Origin of the sequence: Paenibacillus sp. FSL K6-1096 (assembly GCF_037977055.1) — a bacterium.
GTDB lineage: Bacteria > Bacillota > Bacilli > Paenibacillales > Paenibacillaceae > Paenibacillus_AQ.
On sequence record NZ_CP150274.1, the window covers coordinates 2,335,180 to 2,361,110 of the forward strand.

22 protein-coding genes and 1 riboswitch are annotated in these 25,931 nt (G+C 55.2%); of the genes, 3 read left to right on the plus strand and 19 right to left on the minus strand.

The window, feature by feature from the left end; all coding sequences use genetic code 11:
• Positions 1-18: 18 nt before the first annotated feature.
• A riboswitch (purine riboswitch) is annotated at positions 19-117 on the minus strand.
• Between the two features lie 145 nt (positions 118-262).
• From MHI24_RS10225 to MHI24_RS10270, 10 genes are all read right to left on the minus strand, one after another.
• Positions 263-790: a GNAT family N-acetyltransferase gene (locus MHI24_RS10225; protein ID WP_340025524.1), complete on the minus strand. Its 528-nt coding sequence runs from the start codon at positions 788-790 to the stop codon at positions 263-265.
• 204 nt (positions 791-994) lie between these two features.
• Positions 995-1,399, minus strand: a complete 405-nt coding sequence (locus MHI24_RS10230) for a hypothetical protein (protein ID WP_340025525.1) — start codon at positions 1,397-1,399, stop codon at positions 995-997.
• The gene (locus MHI24_RS10235) at positions 1,396-1,707 is read right to left on the minus strand and encodes a hypothetical protein (RefSeq protein WP_340025526.1); all 312 of its coding nucleotides are present in this window, start codon (positions 1,705-1,707) and stop codon (positions 1,396-1,398) included. The genes MHI24_RS10230 and MHI24_RS10235 overlap by 4 nt, the downstream gene beginning before the upstream one ends.
• Complete coding sequence (locus MHI24_RS10240; protein WP_238652246.1) at positions 1,704-2,039, minus strand: restriction endonuclease subunit S; 336 nt, start codon at positions 2,037-2,039, stop codon at positions 1,704-1,706. Before MHI24_RS10240 ends, MHI24_RS10235 begins: the two co-directional genes overlap by 4 nt.
• A gap of 33 nt (positions 2,040-2,072) precedes the next feature.
• The gene (locus MHI24_RS10245; protein WP_238652247.1) at positions 2,073-2,360 is read right to left on the minus strand and encodes a DUF3131 domain-containing protein; all 288 of its coding nucleotides are present in this window, start codon (positions 2,358-2,360) and stop codon (positions 2,073-2,075) included.
• A 110-nt stretch (positions 2,361-2,470) separates the two neighbouring features.
• Complete coding sequence (locus MHI24_RS10250) at positions 2,471-3,202, minus strand: sugar phosphate nucleotidyltransferase (RefSeq protein WP_340025527.1); 732 nt, start codon at positions 3,200-3,202, stop codon at positions 2,471-2,473.
• A 47-nt stretch (positions 3,203-3,249) separates the two neighbouring features.
• Positions 3,250-3,987 (minus strand): glycosyltransferase family 2 protein, encoded by a 738-nt coding sequence (locus MHI24_RS10255; RefSeq protein WP_340025528.1) that lies wholly within the window; start codon positions 3,985-3,987, stop codon positions 3,250-3,252.
• Positions 3,984-4,970: a glycosyltransferase family A protein gene (locus tag MHI24_RS10260; RefSeq protein ID WP_340025529.1), complete on the minus strand. Its 987-nt coding sequence runs from the start codon at positions 4,968-4,970 to the stop codon at positions 3,984-3,986. The genes MHI24_RS10255 and MHI24_RS10260 overlap by 4 nt, the downstream gene beginning before the upstream one ends.
• Positions 4,967-5,809 carry a glycosyltransferase gene (locus MHI24_RS10265; RefSeq protein ID WP_340025531.1) on the minus strand — a complete coding sequence of 281 codons (843 nt, stop codon included), beginning with the start codon at positions 5,807-5,809 and terminating at the stop codon, positions 4,967-4,969. Before MHI24_RS10265 ends, MHI24_RS10260 begins: the two co-directional genes overlap by 4 nt.
• Positions 5,810-6,003: 194 nt before the next feature.
• A complete protein-coding gene (locus MHI24_RS10270) occupies positions 6,004-11,046 on the minus strand; it encodes a WIAG-tail domain (RefSeq protein WP_340025532.1) in 5,043 nt (1,680 codons plus the stop codon).
• 220 nt (positions 11,047-11,266) lie between these two features.
• Between MHI24_RS10270 and MHI24_RS10275 the strand changes: the two genes are divergently transcribed.
• Entirely contained in the window at positions 11,267-12,364 is a 1,098-nt protein-coding gene (locus MHI24_RS10275) for a YheC/YheD family protein (protein ID WP_340025533.1), read from the plus strand.
• Between the two features lie 92 nt (positions 12,365-12,456).
• Complete coding sequence (gene asd / locus MHI24_RS10280; RefSeq protein ID WP_340025534.1) at positions 12,457-13,248, plus strand: archaetidylserine decarboxylase; 792 nt, start codon at positions 12,457-12,459, stop codon at positions 13,246-13,248.
• Between the two features lie 172 nt (positions 13,249-13,420).
• Here the strand turns inward: asd and MHI24_RS10285 are convergent, their stop codons facing one another.
• The 9 genes from MHI24_RS10285 to MHI24_RS10325 all read right to left on the minus strand — a co-directional run bounded on the left by MHI24_RS10285 (position 13,421) and on the right by MHI24_RS10325 (position 24,235).
• Positions 13,421-14,275, minus strand: a complete 855-nt coding sequence (locus tag MHI24_RS10285; protein ID WP_340025535.1) for an AraC family transcriptional regulator — start codon at positions 14,273-14,275, stop codon at positions 13,421-13,423.
• Positions 14,276-14,326: 51 nt separating this feature from the next.
• Positions 14,327-15,964 carry a glycosyl hydrolase 53 family protein gene (locus MHI24_RS10290; protein ID WP_340025536.1) on the minus strand — a complete coding sequence of 546 codons (1,638 nt, stop codon included), beginning with the start codon at positions 15,962-15,964 and terminating at the stop codon, positions 14,327-14,329.
• Positions 15,942-17,117, minus strand: coding sequence for a glycosyl hydrolase 53 family protein (locus MHI24_RS10295; RefSeq protein ID WP_340025537.1), 1,176 nt, complete (start codon positions 17,115-17,117; stop codon positions 15,942-15,944). The genes MHI24_RS10290 and MHI24_RS10295 overlap by 23 nt, the downstream gene beginning before the upstream one ends.
• Positions 17,118-17,133: 16 nt before the next feature.
• On the minus strand, positions 17,134-17,979 hold the full coding sequence (locus MHI24_RS10300; protein WP_340025538.1) for a sugar ABC transporter permease: 846 nt from the start codon (positions 17,977-17,979) through the stop codon (positions 17,134-17,136).
• 1 nt (position 17,980) lies between these two features.
• The gene (locus tag MHI24_RS10305) at positions 17,981-19,357 is read right to left on the minus strand and encodes a sugar ABC transporter permease (RefSeq protein ID WP_340025539.1); all 1,377 of its coding nucleotides are present in this window, start codon (positions 19,355-19,357) and stop codon (positions 17,981-17,983) included.
• Positions 19,358-19,363: 6 nt separating this feature from the next.
• The gene (locus tag MHI24_RS10310; RefSeq protein ID WP_340025540.1) at positions 19,364-20,725 is read right to left on the minus strand and encodes an extracellular solute-binding protein; all 1,362 of its coding nucleotides are present in this window, start codon (positions 20,723-20,725) and stop codon (positions 19,364-19,366) included.
• A gap of 167 nt (positions 20,726-20,892) precedes the next feature.
• Positions 20,893-22,110 (minus strand): hypothetical protein, encoded by a 1,218-nt coding sequence (locus MHI24_RS10315; protein ID WP_340025541.1) that lies wholly within the window; start codon positions 22,108-22,110, stop codon positions 20,893-20,895.
• 209 nt (positions 22,111-22,319) lie between these two features.
• The gene (gene gpmA, locus MHI24_RS10320) at positions 22,320-23,069 is read right to left on the minus strand and encodes a 2,3-diphosphoglycerate-dependent phosphoglycerate mutase (RefSeq protein WP_340025542.1); all 750 of its coding nucleotides are present in this window, start codon (positions 23,067-23,069) and stop codon (positions 22,320-22,322) included.
• Positions 23,070-23,449: 380 nt separating this feature from the next.
• Complete coding sequence (locus MHI24_RS10325; RefSeq protein ID WP_340025543.1) at positions 23,450-24,235, minus strand: AraC family transcriptional regulator; 786 nt, start codon at positions 24,233-24,235, stop codon at positions 23,450-23,452.
• Positions 24,236-24,493: 258 nt separating this feature from the next.
• Between MHI24_RS10325 and MHI24_RS10330 the strand changes: the two genes are divergently transcribed.
• Positions 24,494-25,795, plus strand: coding sequence for an aminotransferase class I/II-fold pyridoxal phosphate-dependent enzyme (locus MHI24_RS10330; RefSeq protein WP_340025544.1), 1,302 nt, complete (start codon positions 24,494-24,496; stop codon positions 25,793-25,795).
• Positions 25,796-25,931: the final 136 nt, after the last annotated feature.

The window sequence follows — 25,931 nt, forward strand, 5'->3', positions numbered from 1 at the left end:
GCAAAATAGCCACAAAAATATGCCATAGCATATTTTCGTAGCCAGAAATTTACGGTTCCCGGTAGAGACCCTTAATCCAATTATTAAGGTTATACGAAAAGGACTATTCGATAGCTTATGAATAATCCCATCATACTTCGAAGACAACTTTCATGTCAATATACGTAACTAAAATTAACACATTCATACTTATGTTGTATATCCTGCTCCGAATTATGATTTACCAGCGATTAATATGTTATTTTACATAACACAAACCCTGTCATCTCTCGGAAATTTCCGTCAACACCTTCTCGAATACAGGAAAATCCGCCGTACGTCCGGGAAAACGCACCTCTCCCCTCTGCAGGTAACCCAGTGAAGGATACAGCCGGAGGGCCTTATCATTCTTCGCATAGGTATCCAGCCGGATGCTGCTGTATCCGCCGCTGCGGGCGAACTCCTCGGCAAAAGCGATCAGCCGCCGGGCGATTCCCTTGCCCTGAATCTCCGGATGGACCGCAAGCCGGTGCATGATCAGATGCGGCCCTTGCGTCTCTAACCACTCTATGTCCTGATACTGCTCCGCCTGATTCTCGTCCAGCACAAGAATTCCGGCAATCGCTCCCTGATCGGTGCAGACAAACAAGGTTCCGTTCCTGATGTCCCCGCTAATGACCTCACGGTTCGGATAGCTCTCATCCCATTGATCGCTTCCGCCGGCCTGCATGACTTGTACACATTTGGAAATCAGATTCATAATCTCCTGAATCTCTCCGCTGTGCGCTCTCCGTATCTCATTTCCGCTCATGTACATCCCCGCTTTCCTGTCCGAATGGTGAACCCGGTAAAAGTTCTGTTAAGAAGTCTACCACATCCGGACGGAAAATCCGATAGCCCCGCTTCACGCCGCTATCCCCAAACTAGGGCTATAGATGACGGCGCAAGCTGCGTCCTCCTCTATAGCCCTATCCCTTAGCGGTTCAGGTTCAACCGCTTGCTGCGTGCGGCTCTGTCAGCCCAGCTCCAGCTTGTGTCCGTCCTCGAAGCCCTTGGCGAAACCGGCGTCGAACCCCACGTTGTATGCTTCGGTGTAGCCCTGCTGATAGGCGTCTCCCGGCGGCTGTTCCGGAGGGACGCCCAGGTCTGGGGGGAGCGGCACCACCTGTGGCGATAGCGGCGTCTCGATAGCCGGTGTCACCTGCACCGGCGGTTGTACTACGCGGCGTCTGCGGATCAGGCGGCGGCGCAGTCTTCTTTTTTTGCGCAGCAGCAGCGGCTTCTTGCCGCCCTTGCCGTGCAGGGCTTTGCGCGTCTTGCCGCCGGTGCTCTTGCGCAGGCGCGCTTTCCGGGACAGCAGCGGTCTGCGTCTTGCGCCCTTGCTTGTGGAGCGAAGCTTGCCCTGTCTCTTTCTCTTCATGTCTCTACGCCTCCTGTACTTCGTCTTTTGCCGGCCTTCCCCTCTGAGCAGGCCTTGCTCAGCCAGGGCGCAGCAGGCACTCCTTCTTTGGGCTCATGCAGCGAGATCCCGGACAACATCCGGCACATCGCGCTCTGGTACCCGCTGAGAATTCTGATATTGTCGCTTAGCTTGCGGGCTGTCAGCTCCGATTGCCCCGTAACCTCGGCAATACTCTCCAGAATGGCTGCGAGCGCTGCCTGGCTGCGGGCGATCGAGCGGATCATCTCCAGCTTGACGGCGTGTTCGGAGAGCAGCCCGCCGCTCATTTGCTGTCATCTCCAAAGCTGAATCCGTCCCCGTCTCCTCCGAAATCGCCGCCTTCATCCTCACCGCTGCCCAGCACGGCCTTGAGATTGCTGTACAGCCCGTTCTCCAGCTTCGTCAGCCCCTCCACCATCTCGACGATAACATCATGAATGGAGATGGATTCCTTCAGCTGATCTTCATGGGAGTCGAATGCTCTAGCGTGGATATGATGATGGGTCCACTGCTTCACTTTTTCCGCTTCCACCGCCTTGGCCTCAAGAATCATCGCGATGTTCCACTGGATAACAGCGGTTGACTCCAGCATTTGCAGATACGCCTTTTCTCTGCTCATCCTCCGCCTCCTTGCCCCGGGTACGCGTTACCCTTACTCTTCTTCCTGACCATTGAGTTCCTTAATGACTCTGCCCACTCCCTCGGCCATCGCCTCTTCCAGATCAGCGAAGGCGTTCAAGTAGGCAATAATGCTTTTGTTGACCTGACCTGAGCTTTCGACCAGCCCACTGAATCCGCCGAAATCAGGGTCCGCATCCGGCAGATCGTGAACTATTTGCGACATACGGACGGCTACGTGGCGTTCGGCGTCGAGAATCCGTGCCATTTGTTCGTGCGTATGGGCCATGTGCTGCAGGACTTTCGTAATTTTACTCTGCACCTTCATGTCTCCTTTGCTCAAACGCCCTGCTACAGCATATGCGGCATCCGCCTTGACGGTGCGGAGAAGGCGCGGCAAGTTACGGGACTACAAAAAAAAAACGCCGCCCCTCAGGGCAGCGTATCCCGCAGCTTCTCGCCGGCTTCGCGCAGAGACTGGAAGGTTCCCGCGTCACTCCACCAGCCTTGCAGCACATCATAGCTCAGCTTGCGCTCGGCGGCATAGATATTGTTCACATCGGTGATCTCCAGCTCTCCTCTTCTTGAAGGTGACACACGGCGGATAATATCGAATACCGCTTCATCGTACATATATATGCCGGTCACGCAGAATTTCGTCTTCGGCTGCTCCGGCTTCTCTTCAATATAAGCAATCAGGGAGGCATCTGCGCTGTCAAACACCGGAACCCCGTATCTCCGCGCATCCTCGACCGGCTTCAGGAGCACCTTGGCCGTTCCCTCCGGCTGCTGCATATAATTTTCCACGTAGGGGCCCAGTTCATCTATAAACAAATTATCGCCCAGCAGCACGACAAAACGTTCACCGGGCAGAATGAATCCTTCCGCCAGCTCCAGCGCTTCCGCAATGCCGCCTGCCGCCTCCTGGATTTTGTAAGTCAGAGATACGCCAAATTCCGCGCCGCTGCCCAAAAAGTCAGTATACTGTCCTGCAGACTGCTTGCTGATGACCAGGAGAATATCGGTAATTCCCGCCTGGCGCAGCCGTTCGATCCCATAGCACACCATAGGGTATTTGCCGACCGGAAGCAAATGTTTGTTCATAAGCCGGGTCAGCGGATATAGCCTTGTTCCGGTTCCGCCCGCCAATATGACTCCTTTCACTTACTTTCCTCCTCTTTATCTACGTCTTTAGCCTTCGGCCGGATGGCTCAGATGAACTGCGACGGGTCCACTTGCCACTTCTCCATAAAAATCCTGCGGTTACGCTCCACCAGCTCCTGCAGCGAAGCGGAATAGACCTCCCTGAAGCTGGCGCTGCCTTCGTGATGAACCAGACAGTCTCCGGCAATCAGCAGCCGGTAGCCCTGCAGCCGGGCGCGGTAGCAGTAATCGTCGTCTTCGTAATGGCCCGGCGAATACCGTTCATCGAGCAGGCCGATGGTATCCATAAGCTGTCTTGTGAACAAAAAGCACAGGCCGACCACCCTCCGGGTCTCCATCCATTTCGCCGCATCCGGGAGATTCGCCCGGGCCGCCTCGGCATGATACCCGGCAATGTCCGTATAGCTGGTCTGCACCTGCTGCCGGCCGCTGGCATAATTCGTCACCGGTCCGACAATTCCGATATCGGAAGCACTGTACAAAGCTCTTTTCAGATTATCCAGCCAGCCCTGCGACACGATGACATCATTGTTCAGCAGCAGCAGCTCATCGCCCGCCGCCAGCTGCAGCCCCAGATTGCAGGCCTGCGGGAACCCGCGGTTCTCCGGCAGGGAGATGAACGTCAGCTTGCTCTCGCGGCAATAGGCTTCTGTACCGTCATCCGAGGCATTGTCCACTACAATAATTTCATAAGCAGACCGGGTGTAGGCCCTGATTGATTCAACACAGGAGCGCAACAGCCCGAGTCTGTTATAGGTTGGAATAATAATGCTGGTCAGTGTCATAGAGCGTTCCTCCAGGCAGCGATCTGTCTGCGGTGCTCCTGCAGGTTCTCTGCCGTCAGCTGTCCGCCGGACCGCTGCTCGGCAATCACCCAGGCCAGCGCTTCAGCATGGTCGCCTGCTATGAGCCGTTCTATAGCGTTGCCGGCCCCCGTGTTGCCCTGGCGGAGCCGGTTCTGCTTAATCACATTCACCGCTCCGGCCTTTTCCACCCGCAGCCTTCCCAGAATGGAGAGTGCCAGCGCCTTCGGCGGAACCATCAGCTCACGGTAACCGATTCTCTCCAGCGCCCGGCGGGACAATGCATGGGGAACAGCCGTCATAGAGCTGACCCCGAGATCAGGGCGGCCGAGCACCTGATTCAGATACAGCTTGCAGCGGGTAACCGCATCACTTAAGCCAAATGGCGGCAGCAGGGGGTCCAGATCATTAAGCGCCACATCTACCCCCTGGTCTACCGCCGCTACGAACGGAGTCAGCTGCCCGGCAGGAATGACCATATCCCCGTCCAGAAAAAGCAGCAGCTCTCCCCGGCTGAGCTTCGCGCCCAGCGCACGTCCGACATCATGCCCGGCCGGTTCCGGCAGGCAGACAACCATCGCCTGCGGGCACAGCCGGGTACGCTGAAAGCTGCGGTCACTGCAGCCGTTCAGCACCACAATAATCTCCAGCGGCCGGAGCCGCATTACCTGCTCCAGCAGCTTCGGCAAGGTCTGCTCCTCATTCCTTGCCGAGATAATGACCGACAGCGAGCCGCGCCAGGCGGGAGAGATCCGGACCGCATACCCGGGTCCGGATGTCCGCCCGGACCGGGAGCGCCGCGGTCCGGGCCCGGCCGGTCTGCGGCGGACGGACCGCTTGGCAGCCTTAGCCGTCCCCCGCGCCGGGCCGCCGGACGCGGTGCGGCCTGAAGAGCCTTTGCGCCCGGAAGCCCTGCGTCCCGCTGAAGACAATCCGCTGACGGATAGTTCCTGCTCTGCCATCATCTCACCCATTCCCTTCGCCGGGTACCGTCACCGAAGCCCGCCCGGCCTCCCTTGTGTTCCAGCACCAGGGCCGCAGCCTCCAGATGATCCCGCAGGATGATCTCCTGCAGGGGATCGCTGCCGCTCACCTTCCGCCGGACGGCGTTCATCCTGCCTACAGGCACGTGCTGCACCGCCGTCACCGCCAGACCGTTCAGCACCGCCTGCGCATGGGCAAGCGGAGGCCGCGACAGCCCCCCGCTGCCCAGAACCTCCAGGGCTCTGCGGCTGATGGCATGGGGGACGGCTGTAATGGAGCAGCCCTTCAGGTCAGGCCTTCCAAGCAGAAGGTTAAGCACATGCTTGGAGAGCACCACCGGATGCGGGAGCCTGCCCCGGACCGGACCGGAATAATCGTTGAGCGCCAGGTCCGCCCCGCCGCTGACCGCTGTCACGAAAGGCCGCAGCTTGGGGGCAGGAATGACCAGATCCCCGTCGGTGAACAACAGAACCTCTCCCTTGGCCGCCGCAGCGCCTAAGCTGCGCCCGACATCATGCCCGAGGGGCTGCTCATACACCATGACCTTCGCTCCGCAGGAGCGAGCAAGTTCTGCTGTCCGGTCAGCAGATCCGTTAACAATCACAATAACCTCACAGCGGGGATGAACGCCTCTGGCTCCGGCAATCACTGCTTCAATGGTCTGCTCTTCATTCATCGCGGGGATAATCACCGATACGTAAGGCTCAGGGTGATTCACCGCAGGCGGCACGGCAGAGGGAATCGGCCGGATCACCGGCCGCCGTGCCGGCCGGGCTGCCCGGCGTCCAGTGCGGCGGGCAGATGTTCGTCTAGGCTTCATATTCGTTCACCTTCCTTCAGAGGGCTGTTCCCGGGCTGAGGGTTACACCATAGTCTATGTATGCGGCCATCCCCGGTAACGGCAAGTGTCACCCCGGGACCAGATAATTGGACAGATGCCGCTATCTCCGCGCTTGCCATACCAATAAGGCGCAGCCAGCGGCTGCGCCCCAAATCGGTATATCCTGTTTCCGGTCAGTCAAAAGCACGGTGGTCTGCTGCAGGTCTGCCCAGCGGAGTCCCGAGGGCAATCCAGGACAGCACGCCATAGAAATGCTGGGTCTCGCGCAGCCGCACCACTTCAATCACCGCCTCTGCACCTGCCCTGTTCTTCAGCGAGGCATGGAAGTACGGCTGATTGGTCATGGCGACCAGCACATAGCCGGTATGGCCGAAGCTCTCGTCAAAAGATACCGTAACCTCAACGCTCTGGGCATCGCCGTTAAACATAAACGCCGTCATACCAAACTGCTGCAGGACATCCCGGTTCCCGGCACTCTGCACCGGACGGAAGCTCAGATGCTCCGGGTTCACCGATCCGGGAGCGAGATGGTCTCCGGTCACCGCCCCCTGGACAATATGATGGCTGTGTACGCTGTCTTCGTCGAGGTGGCGGGACTGGACTGCGAAGGAGCTGATTTTGGAACCGTCCACCGCCTCATCCTGCAATCCGGACCGGCCTACCGCGCCTTCAGCCAGCTCTCTGGCCCCGATACTGCCGGAAGCCAGCTTCCCGCCGGTAATACTGCCGTCCGGGAGCTGCTCTGCAGTCAGCGCATCTCCAGCCAGATGCTCCGGCCGGATGCTGCCGGCGCGGATATGATGCCCGTCAATAATGTCTGGTGCCAGATGCTCCCCGGTCACCGCTCCCTCGACAATGTGATAGCTCTGCACGCTGTCCTCTTCCAGATGCCGGGACTGGATAGCGAAGGCGCTGATTTTGGAACCGTCTACCGCCTCATTCTGCAGCGCGGAATGGCTAACTGCGCCTTCAGCCAGCTCTCTTGGTCCAATGCTGCCGGGAGCCAGCTTCCCGCCGGTAATACTGCCGTCCGGGAGCTGCTCTGCGGTTATTACATCTTCCGCCAGATGCTCCGGCCGGATGCTGCCGGCGCGGATATGATGCCCGTCAATGCTGTCCGGCGCCAGATGGTCCCCGGTCACCGCCCCTTTGACGATGTGCTGGCTGTGCACACTGTCTTCGCCGAGATGGCGGGACCGGATGGCGAAGGCGCTGATTTTGGAACCGTCCACCGCCTCATCCTGTAATCCGGACCGGCCTACCGCGCCTTCAGCCAGCTCTCTGGCCCCGATACTGCCGGAAGCCAGCTTCCCGCCGGTAATACTGCCGTCCGGGAGCTGCTCTGCGGTTATTACATCTTCCGCCAGATGCTCCGGCTGGATGCTGCCGGCGCGGATATGATGCCCGTCAATGCTGTCCGGCGCCAGATGGTCCCTGGTCACCGCCCCTTTGACGATGTGCTGGCTGTGCACACTGTCTTCGCCGAGATGGCGGGACCGGATGGCGAAGGCGCTGATTTTGGAACCGTCTACCGCCTCATTCTGCAGCGCGGAATGGCTAACTGCGCCTTCAGCCAGCTCTCTTGAGCCAATGCTGCCGGGAGCCAGCTTCCCGCCGGTAATGCTGCTGTCGGGGAGCTGCTCGGAGATCACAACATCGCCGGCCAGATGCTCACGGTGGATGCTGCCTGCACGGAGATGGCAGCTATCCACAGCTTCAGGAGCCAGATGCCCGCCGTAGACGCTGCCGGAGGCCAGATGGACAGTGCCTACGGAGCCTGCCGCCAGTTTGCTTCCTCTAATACTGCCGTCCGGCAGCAGCTCTGCACTCCGTACCTCCTCTGCCAGATGGGCCAGCCTGATGACTCCGGCCCCCACATGTTGCGCCTGGACAGCCCCGTCTGCCAGATGTTCTGCATCCACGCTCTGCGGCTGCAGATGCAGCGAGCCTACGGCTTCTATGCCCAGCTTCCTGCTATCTATACTGCCATCCGGCAGCAGCTCTGCACTCCGCACTTCCTCCGCGAGATGGGCAAGCCCTATGATTCCTGACTCCAGATGCCGTTCCTGTATAGCCCCGTCTGCGAGATGAATCCCGTCTATGCTCTGCGGCTGCAGATGCTGCGTATGCACGGCACCGGCGGCCAGCTTCACGCTGTCGATGCTGCCGTCCGGCAGCAGCTCTGCACTCAGCGTCTCCTTCGCCAGATGTTCAAGCTGGATGCTGCCCGGGCGCAGATGACGGCTGTCGACTGCATCCGCGGCCAGATGGCCTCCATACACACTGCCCGCCGCCAGATGGAAGGAGCCTACCGCGCCAGCGGCCAGTTTGTTTCCGCCAATGCTGCCGTCCGGGAGCAATCCGGCGCTCCGCACTTCCTCCGCCAGATGGGCCAGCTTGATCAAGCCGGGGCGCAGATGCCGTTCCTGGACAATGGCGTCGACCAGATGCTCGCCATAGATACTCTCCTGCTGCAGATTCAGCGAGCTCACCGCACCGGCGGCCAGCTTCACGCTGTCTATACTGCCATCCGGCAGCAGCTCTGCACTCAGTACCTCCTGTGCCAGATGCTCACGCAGAATGCTGCCGGAGCGGAGATGACGGCTGTCGACAGCGCCGGCGGCCAGATGTCCGCCATATACACTTCCCGCAGCCAGGTGATAGGCCCCCACGGCTCCGGCCCCCAGCTTGCTTCCTGTAATGCTGCCATCCGGCAGAAGATCGGCTGTGCGTGTCTCCTCAGCCAGATGGGCAAGCGTAATTTCACCTGCCCGGATATGACGGCCTTCCACAACATCCTGGGCCAAATGAACCGTCTGCACACTGTCATCTGCTAAATGAACTGATTCCACAGCAGCCGGGGCCAGCTTCTCCGGCCCGATGCTGCCGTCCGGCAGAATCTGTGCGCTGCGCACCTCCTCTGCCAGATGCGCAAGAGCGATGGCTCCATCTGTGAGATGCCGCCCTTCTACCGATGCTTCAGCCAAATGGCTGCCGTCCACGCTATCCGGGGCCAGGTGACGGGAAGCGACCGCCCCGTCCGCCAGCTTGGCGGCACCAATGCTGCCGTCCTGAATCTGGATGGAGGATATCGAGCTTGGCAGAATATGTCCATTGCCGATGGACATCGGCCGAATCTGTGCTCCACCTACGCTGCCCGGTGCCAGATGTCTGCCCTGGACCGCCAGATTGCTGAGGGAATCCGGGCCCACTGCCCCTGCCGACAGATGCTCGCCCTGTACCGCGGATGCTGCCAGCTTCTCCGCACTTACACTGCCGTCCGCCAGCTTGACGGAGGTAACGGACAGATCGCCCAGCTTATCTGTCGTGACACTCTCCGGCGACAGCTTGAGTGAGGTTACGGCATAGTCGGCCAGATGATGGGGCTGCACGATTGCGGCTGCGAGATGAGCTTCCTTCACGGCACCGGAGGACAGCTTATCTCCCGTAACCGAGCCGGCCTGCAGGGCAGAGGAGGTTACGCTATTGTCTCCGAGATGGCGGCGCTCGATGGCACCGGACGCCAGATGGCCGGCATCGACCGCTTCCTCCTGCAGTGCCCGGCTGCTGATGCTTCTGTCCGCCAGATGCTTCTCTTCCACAGCACAGACAGCAATATGCTCGCCGCTTACCGCCTCTTTGGCAATGATATAACCGCCGACTGCACCATTGGCCAGTTTAGCCGAGGTAATGCTGCCGTCAGCCAGCTTGGCTGCGGTGATACTCTGCGGGCTCAGATGCTCGCCGGTCACGGCTTCATAGCCCAGCTGTTCTTCGGTAACCGCACCTCTCGCCAGATGAACGGTCTGTACGGAATGCTCCTGCAGCTCGGCTGAGCCTACGGATTCCGGGGCCAGATGGGAATTATCCACCGCTTCGCGGGCCAGGTGTGCGGAGGTAACCGCCTGCAGGGCGATCTGCGGACCGCGTACAGCGGATTTGGCAATATGGCGTGTCGTAACTGCTTCGTCCGCCAGCTTATGGGGCAGAATGCTCTGGTCGGCAATTTTGGAGGAGGTGACCGCCTGCTCGATCAATTGGGTTGTGCCGACTGCACCCTCCGCCAGCTTCACGAAGGAAATGCTGCGGTCGGCCAGATGCCGGCTGCCGATCTCCCCTTCGGCGATATGCTCCGCAGTCACACTCTCGGGACCCAGATGCTGGCTGCGGATTCCCTTCGCTGCGATCTGCCGTGAGCCGACAGCTCCGTCCGCGAGATGCCCGCTGTCGATAATGCCGGGCTGAAGCTGGTCCTTGCCGATGAGCCGCGCAGCCAGCTGTTCCCGTCCGATCGCACCCGGTGCCAGATGCTTAGCGGTAATGACGCCTTCGCCCACATGCCGGCTCTCGATAACTGCGTCGGCCAGCTTGGCGCTGCTGACTTCGCCGTCGGCAATTTTGTCGCCGGATACTGCTTCATCCGCCAGCTTGGAGCGGTCTATGCTGCCGTTGCTGATATGGCGGCTGACAATGCTGCTGCTGAGTATTTTCTCGCCGGTCACCGCCCCGTCGTCCAGCAGCTCCGCCGTGATGATGCATTCACTGAGATGCCTGCTGCTGATCGCCCCGTCGGCAATATGCCCTCCGCCGATAATCCGGTCCGCCAGCTTCTCGGGACCGATGCTGCTATCCTTCAGCTTCTCGCCGCCGATCGAATGATCAAGCAGCTTCCCTCCGCTGATGCTGCTCTCCGCCAGATGCTCGCCGGTAACCGATTCCGGCGCAATCTTGGAGGAGGTTACCGCCTTGTCCGCAAGGTTGATGCTCTGCACAGCGTAGTCCTGCAGCCATGGCGTGCCAATGATGCCATGCTTCAGCTTGGAGCCGTCTATGGTCCGGGGGGCAATCTTCGCACCGGTAACGGCAGCGTCGGAGAGGTCGTCGGTGTATACCGGCTGGAGACGCTCTTTTTCTACAGGAGCTGCCGCGGTTGCTTCAAATATAGTCACTGTGCCTTCATTCAGCGGTTCCTCTGCCGGTGCTGTTTCCTGAATATTCTCCTGATCAATCAAGGGTTGCCGGACCAGCTCTGCCGCCACCCCGCTAACCTGCAGCGCCTCATCCTGGTCTGCAGCGGCCTTCACCTCAGCAGAAGCTCTGTCTTCCTGTGTTCTGGGACTGCTGTTCAACATGCTAAGTTCAGTTGTATTGGGATCATCGACGAAATAAAGCGGTTTTTTGGAACGGCGGTGCTGATTTCGTTTGGGACTCTTCATAAGCAGTCTCCTCCTTCCCTCTGTTGTTTCTTCAAGGCATCATATGCAGCGGCATGGGCGGGTGACACCATTTTCTGCCAGCAGGAACCTACCCTTCCACTGTAAAAAAGGGCATCTGCCACCGCGCATCCGTCCAACCCTGGCGGGCAAGTACATACATACAATGACAGGAGACGTCAATCATCCGGGAAGCTACTTCTAGATAACAGGAGGAACAAACATGGGGCAAACGCTCGTTGGGATACTGCTAAATGCTGCTATGCACGGGGGCGTCCCCCGGCTGAGAACCGGACAGGAGTCTCTGGCCAACTATGAAGAGGCTGCTGCCGCATACGGGTTAACCCCTTGCTTTGTGAAGCTGTCCGACATCGATACACAGTCCGGCTTCAGCAGTGTCTATATAAAAAAGGGTGCACAGGGATACCGGCGGCAGGTGGTCCCGACACCGGAGATCATCCACAACCGGGCGATCTATGATCCGCACAGCAGCGGTGTAGAGCGGCTGCTCCAGCAAGGGATTCAGGTCTATAACAGGTGCAACCGCTATGGCAAGGATCAGATCCACGCCCTGCTGGAGCAGAACCGGGAGCTGCAGGCGGCACTGCCTGCCACTTCATCCGGATTATCCGGCTTAAAAGAGATGATGGACCGCTATCCCGATCTCATCCTCAAGCCCTGCCGGGGCAGCGTCGGCAACGGCGTGATGCGTCTGACCCGCAGCAGCGGGGGAAGGTGGATCTGGAGCTATTCCCCTGCCGGCAGAGGGCGCTGGTTCCACCGTCCGGTTCGTCCGGATGTGCTCCCCCAGGCTCTCCGTGCCCGCCTCGCTGCCGTACCTTATCTGGTTCAGGAGCGGATTCCGCTGGCTGAGATCGGCGGCCGTCCCTTCGATCTGCGCGTATCTGTGCAGCGGGGCTGGGGCGGGGCGTGGCAGGTAACCGGCATGTTCGCCAAGCTCGCTGCGCCGGGCGGCTTCGTCTCCAATATTGCCAGGGGAGGGGAGGCCCTGAAGACGTCACTCGCACTGGAGAAGGCGTTCTCCGGGGAGGAGGCAGCCAGAATCCGTATGTCCGTCCTCTCCCTGAGCCTCGCTATCGCGCGGGAGCTGGAGCAGAGCCTGCCGGGCCTGGCAGATCTCGGTCTGGACATCGGGGTGACGAAGCAGGGGAGCCTCTATTTCATCGAATGCAACGGACGCGACCAGCGTTACGGGTTCCGCAAGGCCGGGCTCAGCGGAGTCTGGAAAGACAGCTACCGGCAGCCTATGGGCTATGCCAGATATCTGCATGAAGCAGCATTAAGAATGAACTCTTATTGATTTGTCTCCTATTCTATGTCAATATAATGCAGAGCGGGTGGAGTCCCGGTGGCACGGGATTACACGGCTTGCATGACGGAAGGGAGATGGGCATGGTTAAACAATTGCTGCGGCTGATGACCGAGCTGTCCTCGCACAGATGGCTTTCCCGCTTGATGGGGGCTTTTTCCCACAGCAGACTTAGCCGCTTTATGATTCCGGTATTCATTCGTTCCTATGGTATTCCGGCGGCCGAGGCAGAGAAGGCTGCGGGCGAATACCGCACACTGAATGAATTCTTCAGCCGCCGCCTGAAGCCGGGAATGCGCCCGGTGGCCAGTGGTGACCATGCGGTAGCCAGTCCGGTGGACGCGATGATTACGGCCATGGGCGAGATCAACTGCGGAACAATAATGAATGTGAAGGGGCAGGATTACACGCTGGAGGATTTGCTTAATCACTCGCCACACCTCGAACTGTATAAAAAGGGCTATTATTTCGTCCTCTACCTGAGTCCTACCGATTATCACCGGATTCATTCCCCGTTAACCGGACAGCTGCGGGAGAGCGACTATATCCGCGGACGGGCTTACCCCGTGAATGATTTCGGGATGCGGCATATGAAGAGTGTCCTGAGCCGCAACGAGCGGCTGATTACTTATATTGCCGGCAGCTACGGCGAGACCGCCGTGGTCAAGGTAGGCGCAATGAATGTCAGCAGCATCCGCTACACCGACGAAGCCGCCACAGAGTGGCAGCGGGGCGACGACCTGGCTTATTTCGAATTCGGCTCGACGGTCGTCCTGCTGATGGAGAGCGGCACCTTCACCCCGCGCCCGGGCCTGGCCCCGGACACCAAGGTGAAGATGGGCGAGCTGCTGGGTGAGATGCGGCGGCCGGTATAACGCCAATTCATTCAAAAAGGACTTCGGGCAGAAACAGCCTGAAGTCCTTTTAAATATGCAAATATTATTCCTCTTTCGGAGTCCTGCTCAACACCGGGTCACTTCCCCGGCTCGCGGGCGTAATGTGTTCGGTTTTTCGCATCTGTTTGACTCTATAGCTTATCATGCGGATTTAGTCCACCTGAGCTGACAAATGCAGCTCACGGTATTTGGCCGGAGTAATTCCTTCCTTTTTTCGGAAGGTCGCGACAAAATGACTGACATCATTAAAGCCGGCAAGTAATGACACTTCCTTAAGTGCCATATCGGGATTCGTTACCATGATCTTCTTCGCCTGCCGGATTCGCAATTGAATGAGGAAGGAATATGGACTCATACCAAATGCGTCACGAAACAGCTCGTTCAAATAAGAAACGCTGATCTGTGCCTGCTCCACAATTTCGGGAAGTCCGACGTTAGCGGAGCAATTACTCTCCATCCAATGTACAACCGGACGCAGCTTATCGTAATATTGCGACAACGAGGGCTGATCATTACGCATCCCGTATTTTCGCAGCAACATTAGAAAATGGTATAGCTCCGTCGATGACTCCAGCCCAGAGAACTCCCCATCCCGGTCTGCCTTATCATATATTTCTCCGATTACATCTGCGAATGAAACCTGATCTGCCTCAGTGTAGACCGCAGACACATTCATATTAAGCGATTCCAATATCGCTGAAGCAGCCGTACCCCCAAAAGTAATATAGATGGTGGACCAACGATCTGAATCTGATAATGGATGATAGGAGTGTGGCGTAAATGGCGTCAGCAGGACACCTTTTCCGGCTGTAAGCGCGAAGTGCTTGCCTTCCATCTCGAAGCTGCCTTCTCCGCTTAAGGTATACAGCCAGTGGTAATACGGATAACCATCAGGTCTGACAAACTTTAGCTCCCATGCACTATATCCAATAGTCTCAATAAATAAAGGGAGCGACCGTTCTAAGGAATTAAATACGCACCGTATGTTCTCATCGTCCCATTTCAATTATGACCCCACCCAGCTATAAATGAAATCATCTGGCGACTTTAATATAGATTAGTACGATTTATAGAGCTTAACATTATCCACGTTAATCCAGTTATTCGCATTAGCATCCGAGTAGATGCCGATCTCCGCCTGCCCGTTCGTTACCTGGATATTGTCGATTCTGACCTTCATCCATGATGTTGTGCTGACCGGCAGAGCCGTCTGCTTCTCGGTTCCTCCATAATTTTTGGCAAATATATAGGCTGAATTCTGCCCGCCGCTGTTTAATACCCAAGCTGTCAACGAGTAGGTACCATTCGTAAGTCCCGTTTTCACCTGATAAGCCGAGGCCTTGTAGGCTGCTGAATTCCAAAAAGTCAGCTTGTACTCACCAGCGACGGCCGGCTGTTCTGTCTTGATGGAACTCAGGTTAGCCGTTGTATTCGCCCATACTCCCCATCCGGAGGGTGTGCTTGTATATCCGTTCGCTTCAAAGCTGCCGTTCGTCAACAGGTTCGTTGGTGAAGCTATACTGAATGCAGACAACGAGGACAGGGCATTCCCGTTAAAATCAAACAGGATCTGGTTATCCCATGGATTGGATAATAATCCCGTGTCATTATTGTACAGAGCACCTTCTTCCGTTCCCCAGTTCGCCCCTTCTACAGGAAGCCATGCCGGTTCCCACCAGAATATCCCCCGGCCGTGACCGTTTGGCACATCCTGTACAATTTCTTTCAAATCCCGCATATATGCAGCTTGTCCTGCAGGAGATGCCGGATAGCCGCCCACGCTTTCTTCTGTTGTATAAAATACGTTACCGAGACCGTCGCCGTCGTCAAGCGTAGACCCGTAAGCCGTCTCTACAATCATGACGTCCTTGTTGTACCGCTTGCTGATAGCATTCAGGTTGTACGATAGCTCGCCCATGGTGCCGTGCCAAAACGGATAATAGGATAAGCCAATAATGTCAAACTCAACGTTTTCCGCAACAATGTTGTCAAACCACCACGTATATAAGCTGTTGTCACCGCCATGATCCAAATGCAACACGATTTCAATGTCTTCTCCGGAAGAGAGCGCGTCATTCACTCCGTCAATACCGGCGGACAGCAGCTCGCCTAATTTCGTAAAGTCAGTAATCCCGTTTCCAACCTTACCGTCATTCCATAATACACCGCCGGGTATTTCGTTGCCCATTTGAACGATGGCAGGCATGACCCCCTCAGCTTTCATCGATGTAATGACACTTTGCGTATAATTGTGAACGGCCGTTTTTAGCTGGGAATACGTTAGGCTGTTCCATGCTTTAGGCTTAGTCTGATTACCCGGGTCTGCCCAATGATCACTGAGTTGAAAATCAAGAAAAATGCCCATGCCTTTCGCTTTCGCCCGTTTAGCCAAGGCAATTGTTGTTGCCAGATCGTTCGTACCGCCGCCGTAAGGATTACCTTGGCTGTCATACGGGTCCACCCAAATCCGTAGCCGGACATAGTTCATCCCGGCTGAGCTCAGGATTTGCAAAGCATCCTTCTGCACACCATCCTTATAGAACTTTCCGCCCTTCTGTTCCACCTCGTTCAGCATCGATACATCCCCGCCCATGATGAACGTACCGGCTGCCTCTGCCTTCTTACTGCCGATGTTTGGCAGAATAAGCGTGATAACGCAAACCAGTAATAAACTAACCTTTGTCCACTTCCTCACAACTAGCCCCCCTCTTCTTAGATTCAAATTGATGAAACACATCTATTGAATCAAGAGCCTGTCCATGGAAGTCAAACCATGCCTGATTGGCCCAGTGATTCCCCATTGAAGCGACATCATTGCCATACTTCATCCCTTCAGGACTTGCCCAGGTTGTCCCGTCCACCGGCAGCCATGCCGGCTCCCAGTACACAATGCCAAGCCCTTTTCCGCCGGGCACCTGATCGACCGTCTGCATCAAATCATATAGAAACTGCGCTTGTCCTTCTACAGTGGGGGGATAACCCGCATTCTTAGCCAGTTCAGATGTGAAAATATCCGCACCCGTCGGACTCTCCGCCGTATGGCCATATGCCGTTTCAATGATAAGTACTTCCTTGTCATACCGGGCGCTGATATCTTCAAGATTGAAGCGCAGCTCCTCCAGACTTCCGTGCCAGATCGGGTAATAGGATAGACCGATAATATCGTAATCTACGCTGCGTGCCGCCATTTCATCAAACCAGGTGCGATAAAGCACGTTTGCGCCGCCGGCATCGAGGTGCAATATAATTTTCATTGGACCAGAGTCTCTTGCCGCCTGAATTCCTGCGTTCAACAAGCTTACCAGGCGGTCAAAGGAGCTCTTCCACTCGTCCGCCTCCGTCTCTTCAAATTTGTTCTGCTCGAATAAATACTTCGGTGTTCTGCCGTCCGGCCACAACATGCCGTTTGTTGTCTCATTCCCAATCTGGATGAGCTCAGGCATTACGTCACATGCTCCGCACACATCCAATACTTCTTTAGTGTAGTTGTATACTTTCTCCTCCAGCTGCTCGAAGGACAGCTCCTGCCAGCTCTTTGGTTTGGATTGTTTTTTGGGGTCAGCCCAGAAATCGCTGTAATGAATATTCAGCATGAACTGTAGGCCCTGCTCTTTCGCTCTTCTCGCCAGCTCGATGGTTGTCTCCAGATCATTCGTACCGCCCATATATGGGCAGCCTTCCTCGTCATAGGGATTCACCCACAAGCGAAGCCGGACAACATTAAGCCCTTTGATCTGCATAATCTCAAACAAATCCTTTTTCTGATTCCCCAAGAAGAACTCTCCTCCGAGCTCCTCTACCTCTTTCAGCATGGAAACATCTGCACCTTTAATAAAAGTTGGGTTCATCTGTAATCTATCCTTCCTATCCTTTGTCTCCGCCGGCTGTCAGGCCGTTGATCAGATATTTTTGCAATACGATATACAAAATGGCAATCGGGATAGCAACGATTACGGAGCCTGCTGCAAATAAGGTGAATTCATTTCTGGTCTGGTCGCTGATCATGGAATAGAGTCCAATGGCAACGGTCTTCTTCTCCTCGCTGGAGATCAGCAGCCTTGGTAAAATAAAGTCCATCCATGGAGCCGCAAATTGCAATACAGCTACAAACGTCAGCATCGGCGATGCCAGCGGCATAATAATACGGATAAAAATTTGCGTGCGCGATGCCCCGTCAATCAAGGCCGCTTCATCAAAGCTCAGCGAAATGTTATCGATATATCCCTTCAGCAGCCAGATATTATACGGCAGCTGTGCCGCAACACCTACAATAGTCAGCCCTGTCAGACTATCGAGCAGACCAAAGTTCAGGAAAAGCATATATACGGCTATGGCGGTCAGGAACGTTGGGAACATTTGCAGAATTAGAATTGTTAGCAGACTCGCCTTTTTCCCTTTAAACTTGAACCGCGAGAAAGCGTAGGCACCCAAGGTCGAAAGCAAAACCCCAAACACCATATTGGCCGCCGCTACTTTAAGCGTGTTCATATACCAAACCGGAAAGTCTGTGTTCCGGAAGAGATTAATATAATTATTCCAAGTGGTATCTGCCGGTATAGGCGAAGCATTCGCAAGCCCCTTCGAGCTGCCAAACGAAGAGCCGACAATCCACATCAGCGGGTAAATGACGATAACCGCTACCACGATGAGCTCGATGTAGATCAGTGTAGTTTTCAATACCGCCGCGAGGGTTGTACGTTTAGGTTTCATCTTACAGCTCCTCCAACGACTTGGATTTCCGCAGATTGAGGAGTGAGAAGCTCGCTACAATCAGGAAGACAATAATAGACATAACGGCCCCCATATTGTACAGCCTGTTATCGAGCGTCAGCTTGTACAGCCAGGTAATCAAGAGATCCGTGTTGCCTGCGAAATTGTAATTCGGATTGGCAGGGCCGCCTTCGGTCAGGAAGTAAATGACTCCAAAGTTATTGAAGTTGCTGACAAAAGACAGCATCAGCAGTGGAGCAGTCGCCCTGTATACTATCGGGAAGGTGATTCTCCAGAATGTCTGGCTGGAGGTCGCGCCATCCATCCGGGCAGCTTCGTAATAGCTGTCTGATACTGTTGTCAATGTGCCTCCGATAAGCGCCATAAAGTACGGGAAACCAAGCCACAGATTGATTAACAATGCCAGTATTCGCGCGAGGGATACATGACTCGGATCGGTGAACCAATAAATACGCTCATCTGTAAATCCTTTATCAAGCAGGAACTGGCTTATCGGGCCAAATTGTCCGTTAAACATCGACTTGAATACCAGCGCCGAGATCATCGCCGGAACCGCCCAAGGCAGAATATAAATGCTCCGCCACAGCTTCTTGAACTTCACAGCCGGGTTGTTCAGCAGCACCGCCTGAAAGAAGCCAAAGAAGTAGGTGGTGATTGTCGCCAAGATCGCCCATACAAACGTCCACAAGAGTACATTAAGAAACGTATGCATCCAGGAAAAGACTTGCGTCACCGTTACAAAGTTATCGAATCCGACCCAGTGGACAAGCTTAGTCGGCGGCGTATTGCTGCGGCTGTAATCAGTAAAAGCAATCAGCACGCCGAACACAATCGGCAGCACGCATATAAACAAGGTCAGCAATGCCGCCGGAGACAGCACGATGTAGGCATACATCGATTCCCACAGCTGCTTCATGTCTTGCAGCGAGCTGTGCTGGAGGCCGGACTCTTCCATCCGGCGTCTAACCCTTACGGCATCTCTAATATTCCATATATAGAAGAAGACCAGAATCAGAATAACGAATAACGCGATGATCCCGTTCGCCATTAAGACGATGGAATGATCCCCGGGTGTTAGCCCGGATATCCCCATTTTCCTTGGCTGAGTCCCTAATGTAACAAGGCCCCAGAGTCCCTTCAAAAAAAATCCGCCGTTATCCCGCAAGCGGAAGCCTGCTGACATATCATTGTAATGGCCGGTTGTCAACTCTGCTGTTATGCCGCCTGCACTAATCAGAAAGAACAGGAGACCCTTCAAATACTGACGGTTCAGCCATTGGCCGCCCCCCCATACGATTGCGGATAGTACCCCTGCTGCCCACGCCGGCGCTGTCTGTTTGTTTTGAGATTGATTCATGTCAGTCTATTGACCCAGTGCTTTCAGGTTGTCATAAGCTTGTTCAGCCTTTTGCTGCGCATCGCCGACCGGCAGCAGATTATCCCATACATTGACGATAAGCTCGTTGCCGGAAGTGTACAGATACTCCGGAATCTGCGGCGTCAGATCGGCATTCTCGGATTGGGCGATAATCCCTGCGATATGCTCATTGCCGCTGATTCCTTCAACGTTTTGAATATGATCCGCCTTTAGAGCCGGGATGGCTCCTATCGATTGATACAATGCAGCAGCGCCTTCATCTGACGCCATGAAATTAGCAAACACTCTTGCAGCAGCCGGATACTTCGAATAGCCGGATACGAGAGCGACCGAAATCCCTGTCAGGGAGGCTGCTGTATCACCCGAAGCTACTTTGGGCAACGTCGTAACACCGTACTCGAATTGGTTATCCGCAGCCGCTTTATCAAAATCCTTGAATACCCAAGGTCCTGTAATGACATAAGGCGTCTTGCCTTTCACGAATTCACTTTCAATGGAATCCCATGTCGCATCAGCGGAATTGACATCCCAGATGCTGCGGAGCGTCTTGTAATATTCCAACCCCTTCGTGAGCGCCTCCGAGTCAAAATGAGGCTCGTCCAGGTTATTATCCTCATACAGATGCCAGCCGAGCGAGGACAATACCGGGTAAGCATAATAGAGCTGTCCCGCGAGGAAACGGATGGTCCATTGATTGGTTTTACTGTCATTGTACGTTTTGGCAAGTTCGATAACTTCATCCCAAGTCGCCGCTGGCTTGTCACTTCCTGTTAGCGCTTTCAAAAGTGTTTTGTTATAAAACAGTGCAATCGACTCTGTCGAGACCGGCACGCCGAACATCTGGCTGTCTTTGCTCGCCACATCAATAAACGTGTCCGGCATCCTTTCCTTTAAGGTATCCTCATATTTGCCGAGTGGAGCCGCTGTGGCATTATCGATCGCTTGTGCCAGCTTATCGTAGTTGGCCATAAAGACGTCTGCCCCCTTGCCCGCTTCGCCGTCAAGCGCCATACGATCTACACTGTCTACCTTGGCAACAATTTCATACTCGACTTTCACGTTTGGATATTTCACCTTAAATGCTTCAACCAGCGCTTTAGCATACTCCTCGTATTCCAGCCAAACCTTAAGCGGCTGCTCTCCTGAAGAGATTTCAGGCTCCATCACATAGTCCTTAGCGGCATCATCCCACTGGAGTCCGCCTTCTTCCGCAGCTGCGGCTGATCCCGTGTTTGAAGCTCCTTTATTGCCGGATGATATGGCGGTATTCGCTGTGTTGCCACAGCCTGACCCGACTAGTATAGCTGCAACTGTAAAAGACACCCCTAAATATCTGTATTTCTTCACCCAGATTCCCCCTTTTGCTTAACCTTATTTGTTTGCGTAATTCAGATTATAAAGGATTTCAAATTCTTAATATATATTGAATACCAATGGTAAATCGTATAAGAATCTTATGCTGTGATACTAAAAAGGACTTCAGCAGAAACAGCCTGAAGTCCTTTTTAATACGGTTATTCCTCTTCCAAAGCCCTTCCCAGCACCGGGTCGCTTCCCCGCTCATAATCCCCCATGGTGAAGGCCACAGGGATATCCGGTAACAGCGCATCGGCGGTTGTGTCGGACAGATGAAATTCCTTGGTACTGTAGCTAATCATAAATCCGGTATCCGGCAGTGCCAGTGGCAGAATTTCGCCAGCGCTATTAGGACTGCTCTCGGTAGGCTCCCCGACAAGAACAGCTTCAAGAGAGGCCTGTAGGGAGATGGCATTGATAATCGCTGAGGAAGCCGTATTCCTGCCAATCAGCACATATACATTTTTATGAAGACGGTTAATAGAGGACAGCTCCTCGATCAAGGGATCGAGCACCCGGGAATCCCCTCCCGGATTGGCCCTTAGATCAATGATCACCTTCCCGACGGTTTCACTCCTGATTGCTGTCCTTATATCCTCTTGAAAGGCCTGCAAGCTGTATGCTGCATCCTCCGCACAAACGTTATACGCAATGTACAGAGCCTTGTCTGCGGCCAGATACTCCAGCCCGTAATTAGACCCTCTGAATTTATCGTAATAAGGATTGCCCACGTGGGGGATTTGAAGCCCGGCCATGTATTGCTCGGGAGACACGGGTTGGACGGAAACCTTGGTTTCCTGTGAGGCTTTATGCTGAAACGTCAATTCCATGTGCTGTTTATCCGTAACAATATCCAGGCCGTGCAGGATGGAGGGATAGAGGATGTAGGTAGGCACCTTGGATTGCAGGCCCTGGATATTTTCATGCGAAATCACACCCTCCAGCTTCTGAATAATTTCAGGTGCCGGCGTATCATCAATCTTAGTTAATTTCATAAAAAAGGTATCGGTATACGCTGGAACAGCGCCGGTGACATATAAATCTCCCTGTTCCATATAGAAATTAAAGGGCAGCACATCTTCATTCTTAAGCTGTAATGCTGTATGTAACTGCCCGATGGAGGCGATTGCCCGAGATAAATCCACAAAAATTTGATCATCATTATCGTATTTCGGCAGATTGGAGAGAATCTGATCAATAGCGTGCGTAAAGTCCTCAGACCGTGCTGAATTTGTAATCAGACCAATGTCTTTGTTAAGCATCTCTGACTTAACGTACTCCAGATCGGATTTCCATGCCGGATTAATTTGTTGCTGGCTACACGAAACAAGGAATAATAGGGATAAGGAGCAGAGTATAGAATAGAGCTTCTTCATATGTACCTTCTCATCTGACAAAAGTGTTCCTTCTCCAAAATCTGTTCCTCCTTATAATAGATTGTTACCTTAACAAGGATAACCAGATTGCCACTTTTTTCTCAACCACAAAATTAATACAACCAAAACAAACAGGGAGCATCCCCACCGAAACGGCCGGAACACTCCCTGCTTTAAAACCTGCTAAATTATATATGACTCTGCCCCTGCTACTCCGTAACCTTACTCTGATTCGCCACCTCACGCGCCTTCTGCTGCACCTCTTCGGGTTCGCCGAGGTAGAAGCGGCTGAGCGGCTTCACATCGTCGTCGAGCTTGTAGACGAGCGGGACGCCGGTCGGGATGTTGAGGTCGAGCAGCGCGGTCTCGTCGATGTCCTCCATGTACTTAATCAAGGCCCGCAGCGTGTTGCCGTGCGCCGAGATCAGCACCCGCTCCTTCTTGCGGATCAGCGGGACAATCCGGTTGGCCCAGAAGTCGCCGACCCGGTGAACGGTGTCCTCCAGGCTCTCCCCGTGCGGAATGTCGCCCGGCCGGACCTCCTTGTAGCGGATATCATGTCTGGGATAACGCGGGTCATCCGACTCCAGCTGCGGGGGCCGGACGGAGAGGCTGCGCCGCCAGATATGGAGCTGCTCCTCGCCGTATTTCAGCGCAGTCTCGCTCTTGCTGAGGCCCTGCAGCGCCCCGTAATGGCGCTCATTCAGCTTCCACGACTTCTGCACCGGAATCCACAGCAGGTCCATCTCATCCAGGATATAGTTCAGCGTCTTGATCGAACGCTTCAGCACCGAGGCGAACGCAAGATCGAAGGTGTATCCGTTCTCCTTCAGCAGCCGGCCCGCTTTCTTGGCCTCCTCCACGCCCTTCTCCGTCAGATCGGGATCACTCCAGCCCGTAAACAGATTCTGCCGGTTATATTCACTCTCTCCATGCCGTATCAGAACGATTTCGTACATAAGCTCTCTCCTTCTCCCGTATATAAGTGTATATTGCGCGGTGCTTTCCTTTATTGTGTCACAGAGCGGGGCCCGCTTCAACTTCACGACCGTCCTGCCGCTCCAATGCGATGTACTCACCCCGGCAAGCCGGATTTCACCCGTTGAACGGGCCCATCCCCAGCTGTGCTGGACACCTTGCGGACACATGCGCTTAAGCCGGCCCATACGCCGCCATTCAGGCCCCAATCCGCCTGATAACGGCCACTGAGTCCGCAGCGGGCGGAAGTAGTGCTTTTTTCGCAAAATAAGGTCCTCTCAGTCCGCATAGCACACATTGTCACATCTAGCACATACAGCACTCATAGCACCTATAGCACACCCAGCACAACTCCCCCGCTTCAGCGGATCTCCGACGGGCTCTTCCCGGTGTGCTGCTTGAACTGGCGGCTGAAGAAGAAAATATCCCGGTAGCCGAGCGCATCCGCCACCTCTGTGACGTTCATGCCCGCGTACAGCAGCAGATGCTGGGCCCGTTCAATCCGTGCGCGGATCACATAGGACTGGACCGAGGAGCCGGTAATCTCCTTGAACTTGATCGAGAAATAGCGCGGGGACAGCCCCGCCCGGGAGGCCAGATCCTCAACCCGGTGGGCCGCGCCGGGATGCTGGCTGACATAGTTCGCTACCTCATGGATCACCTCGGCGAGCTGGTTGCTGACATGGCGCTCCACCGGCACCACCTGATCCTGCCGCAGCAGATGGATCATGAGCTGCTTCAGAATCAGCCGGCCCTCCTCCTCCGCAGCATAAGTCTGCACCAGGAACAGACGGACATAACGGGCCAGCAGATGCTCGAACTCCACCGTCTCGGTCAGCTCATGGTAGGGGGCCGGAAGCTCCGTGACCGCCTCTGTCACATCGAAGTGGATATATGTAATGACTAGCGGTTTTTGCGGGTTATGTGTCGCGCTGGTATAATCACCCGGCCGGAACAGGAAGCAGCTTCCCTTCCCCACCTGATAGGGCTCCCCGTTGCGCACAACCGTGCCCTCCCCGCTCCAGACATAGAACAAGTCATAATTTTGCAGCGGCTTCTCTCTTTTCTGCCACTTCCAGCCGGGTTCACAGACAATCTTCGCCAGGGCCGGGAGGATGACAAAAGAGGATGGCGATGCATGAAGCATATCGTTCCCTCCTAAACTTGATGCGGAAAGTCCGCTCCTTCTAGTATAACGGTATAGTTAAAGTGTACGCTTACTTTTCATAATACCTTGTCCGCTTCCTATTTGTACATCTTCCCCTGCATACCTGCCCTCTATCAGGCTTCTGCAAAAGTATTTATGAAAAGACAGCATTCTTCGTGACGGCGGCAATCGGCGATGTTATAATGTTAGGCAATGTTAACGTATCTATCCCAGAAGAATACCGGAAGGATGAAACTGATGAATCCACTGGCTGGACAATTGAATGACAGCATTAAGGCAGGCAATGAACATGTGTACGATATGCTCTCTAGTCTTGGTAAAGCGATCTACTTCCCCAAAGAGGGAATCTTGAGCCAGTCCGCAGAAGCAGCGGCTCATGCCAAAAAGTATAATGCGACCATCGGGATTGCTACCGAGCACGGGATGCCGATGCATCTTGATGTGATTCAGAATAAGCTATCCGCCTTCAGCCCCAAGGACCTGTACGGTTACGCGCCTCCGGCGGGCAAGCCTGAGCTGCGCTCGGTCTGGCGGGAGAAGATGATCCGCGAGAATCCGTCGCTCGAAGGCAAGTCCATCAGCAATCCGGTGGTCACGAACGCGCTGACCCACGGGCTGAGCATCGTTGCCGATCTGTTCGCAGAGCCAGGGGACGCCGTCATCTATCCGGACAAAAACTGGGAGAACTACGAGCTGACCTTCGGCATCCGCCGTCTGACCGAGACGGTGAATTACCCGCTGTTCAACGAAGACATGAGCTTCAACAGCGAGGGGCTGCTGGATGCCCTGCTGGCGCAGAAGGAGCGCGGCAAGGCGATTGTGCTGCTGAACTTCCCGAACAACCCTACCGGCTATACACCAGGGCTTAAGGAAGGCGAAGCCATTGTCGCCGCCATTGCGCGCGCCGCAGAGGAAGGCATCAATGTGGTGGTGGTGAGCGATGATGCTTATTTCGGACTCTTTTTCGAGGAGTCGCTGAAGGAATCGCTGTTCGGCAAGCTGGCGAACCTGCATCCGCGCGTGCTGGCCGTTAAGATTGACGGAGCCACCAAAGAGGAATTCGTCTGGGGCTTCCGCGTCGGCTTCATCACTTACGCTTCGGAGAACAAGGAGCTGCTGGCCGCGCTGGAGCAGAAGACACTCGGCATTATCCGGGCAACCATCTCCAGCGGAGCGCATCCTTCGCAGACCTTCGTGCTGGACGCTCTGAAGTCGCCGGAATTCGCCGCCCAGAAGGAAGAGAAGTTCCAGATCATGAAGGGCCGGGCCAACAAGGTGAAGGCGCTGCTGGACAGCGGCAAATACGGCGATGACGTATGGACCTATTATCCGTTCAACTCCGGGTATTTCATGTGCCTGAAGCTGCTGACCGTGCCTGCTGAGGAGCTGCGGCTGCACCTGATCCACACCTACGGGCTGGGGACCATCGCTCTCGGCGACAGCGATCTGCGCATCGCCTTCTCCTGTATCGAGGAAGATCAGCTGGAAGAGCTGTTCGATCTGGTCTACGCGGGCATCCGCGATTTGGAGAAGGCCTGATTCCCTATTGTTACGTGTATTCATCAGCCCCCGGACGGGGGGCTGATTTTTTTTGAGCAGAGCTGCGGCATTGGCCTATACACGTTCTTCCCCCCGCACATACAATACGATGTACTCAAGTACAACAACTCACACG

What these genes read in the sequence shown, in the direction of transcription:
- MHI24_RS10225 (WP_340025524.1), bottom strand. Translation starts at nt 790, where the DNA reads ATGAGCGGAAATGAGATACGGAGAGCGCACAGCGGAGAGATTCAGGAG.
- MHI24_RS10230 (WP_340025525.1), bottom strand. Translation starts at nt 1,399, where the DNA reads ATGAAGAGAAAGAGACAGGGCAAGCTTCGCTCCACAAGCAAGGGCGCA.
- MHI24_RS10235 (WP_340025526.1), bottom strand. Translation starts at nt 1,707, where the DNA reads ATGAGCGGCGGGCTGCTCTCCGAACACGCCGTCAAGCTGGAGATGATC.
- MHI24_RS10240 (WP_238652246.1), bottom strand. Translation starts at nt 2,039, where the DNA reads ATGAGCAGAGAAAAGGCGTATCTGCAAATGCTGGAGTCAACCGCTGTT.
- MHI24_RS10255 (WP_340025528.1), bottom strand. Translation starts at nt 3,987, where the DNA reads ATGACACTGACCAGCATTATTATTCCAACCTATAACAGACTCGGGCTG.
- MHI24_RS10260 (WP_340025529.1), bottom strand. Translation starts at nt 4,970, where the DNA reads ATGATGGCAGAGCAGGAACTATCCGTCAGCGGATTGTCTTCAGCGGGA.
- MHI24_RS10265 (WP_340025531.1), bottom strand. Translation starts at nt 5,809, where the DNA reads ATGAAGCCTAGACGAACATCTGCCCGCCGCACTGGACGCCGGGCAGCC.
- MHI24_RS10270 (WP_340025532.1), bottom strand. Translation starts at nt 11,046, where the DNA reads ATGAAGAGTCCCAAACGAAATCAGCACCGCCGTTCCAAAAAACCGCTT.
- MHI24_RS10275 (WP_340025533.1), top strand. Translation starts at nt 11,267, where the DNA reads ATGGGGCAAACGCTCGTTGGGATACTGCTAAATGCTGCTATGCACGGG.
- asd (WP_340025534.1), top strand. Translation starts at nt 12,457, where the DNA reads ATGGTTAAACAATTGCTGCGGCTGATGACCGAGCTGTCCTCGCACAGA.
- MHI24_RS10295 (WP_340025537.1), bottom strand. Translation starts at nt 17,117, where the DNA reads ATGAACCCAACTTTTATTAAAGGTGCAGATGTTTCCATGCTGAAAGAG.
- MHI24_RS10300 (WP_340025538.1), bottom strand. Translation starts at nt 17,979, where the DNA reads ATGAAACCTAAACGTACAACCCTCGCGGCGGTATTGAAAACTACACTG.
- MHI24_RS10305 (WP_340025539.1), bottom strand. Translation starts at nt 19,357, where the DNA reads ATGAATCAATCTCAAAACAAACAGACAGCGCCGGCGTGGGCAGCAGGG.
- MHI24_RS10315 (WP_340025541.1), bottom strand. Translation starts at nt 22,110, where the DNA reads ATGAAGAAGCTCTATTCTATACTCTGCTCCTTATCCCTATTATTCCTT.
- gpmA (WP_340025542.1), bottom strand. Translation starts at nt 23,069, where the DNA reads ATGTACGAAATCGTTCTGATACGGCATGGAGAGAGTGAATATAACCGG.
- MHI24_RS10325 (WP_340025543.1), bottom strand. Translation starts at nt 24,235, where the DNA reads ATGCTTCATGCATCGCCATCCTCTTTTGTCATCCTCCCGGCCCTGGCG.
- MHI24_RS10330 (WP_340025544.1), top strand. Translation starts at nt 24,494, where the DNA reads ATGAATCCACTGGCTGGACAATTGAATGACAGCATTAAGGCAGGCAAT.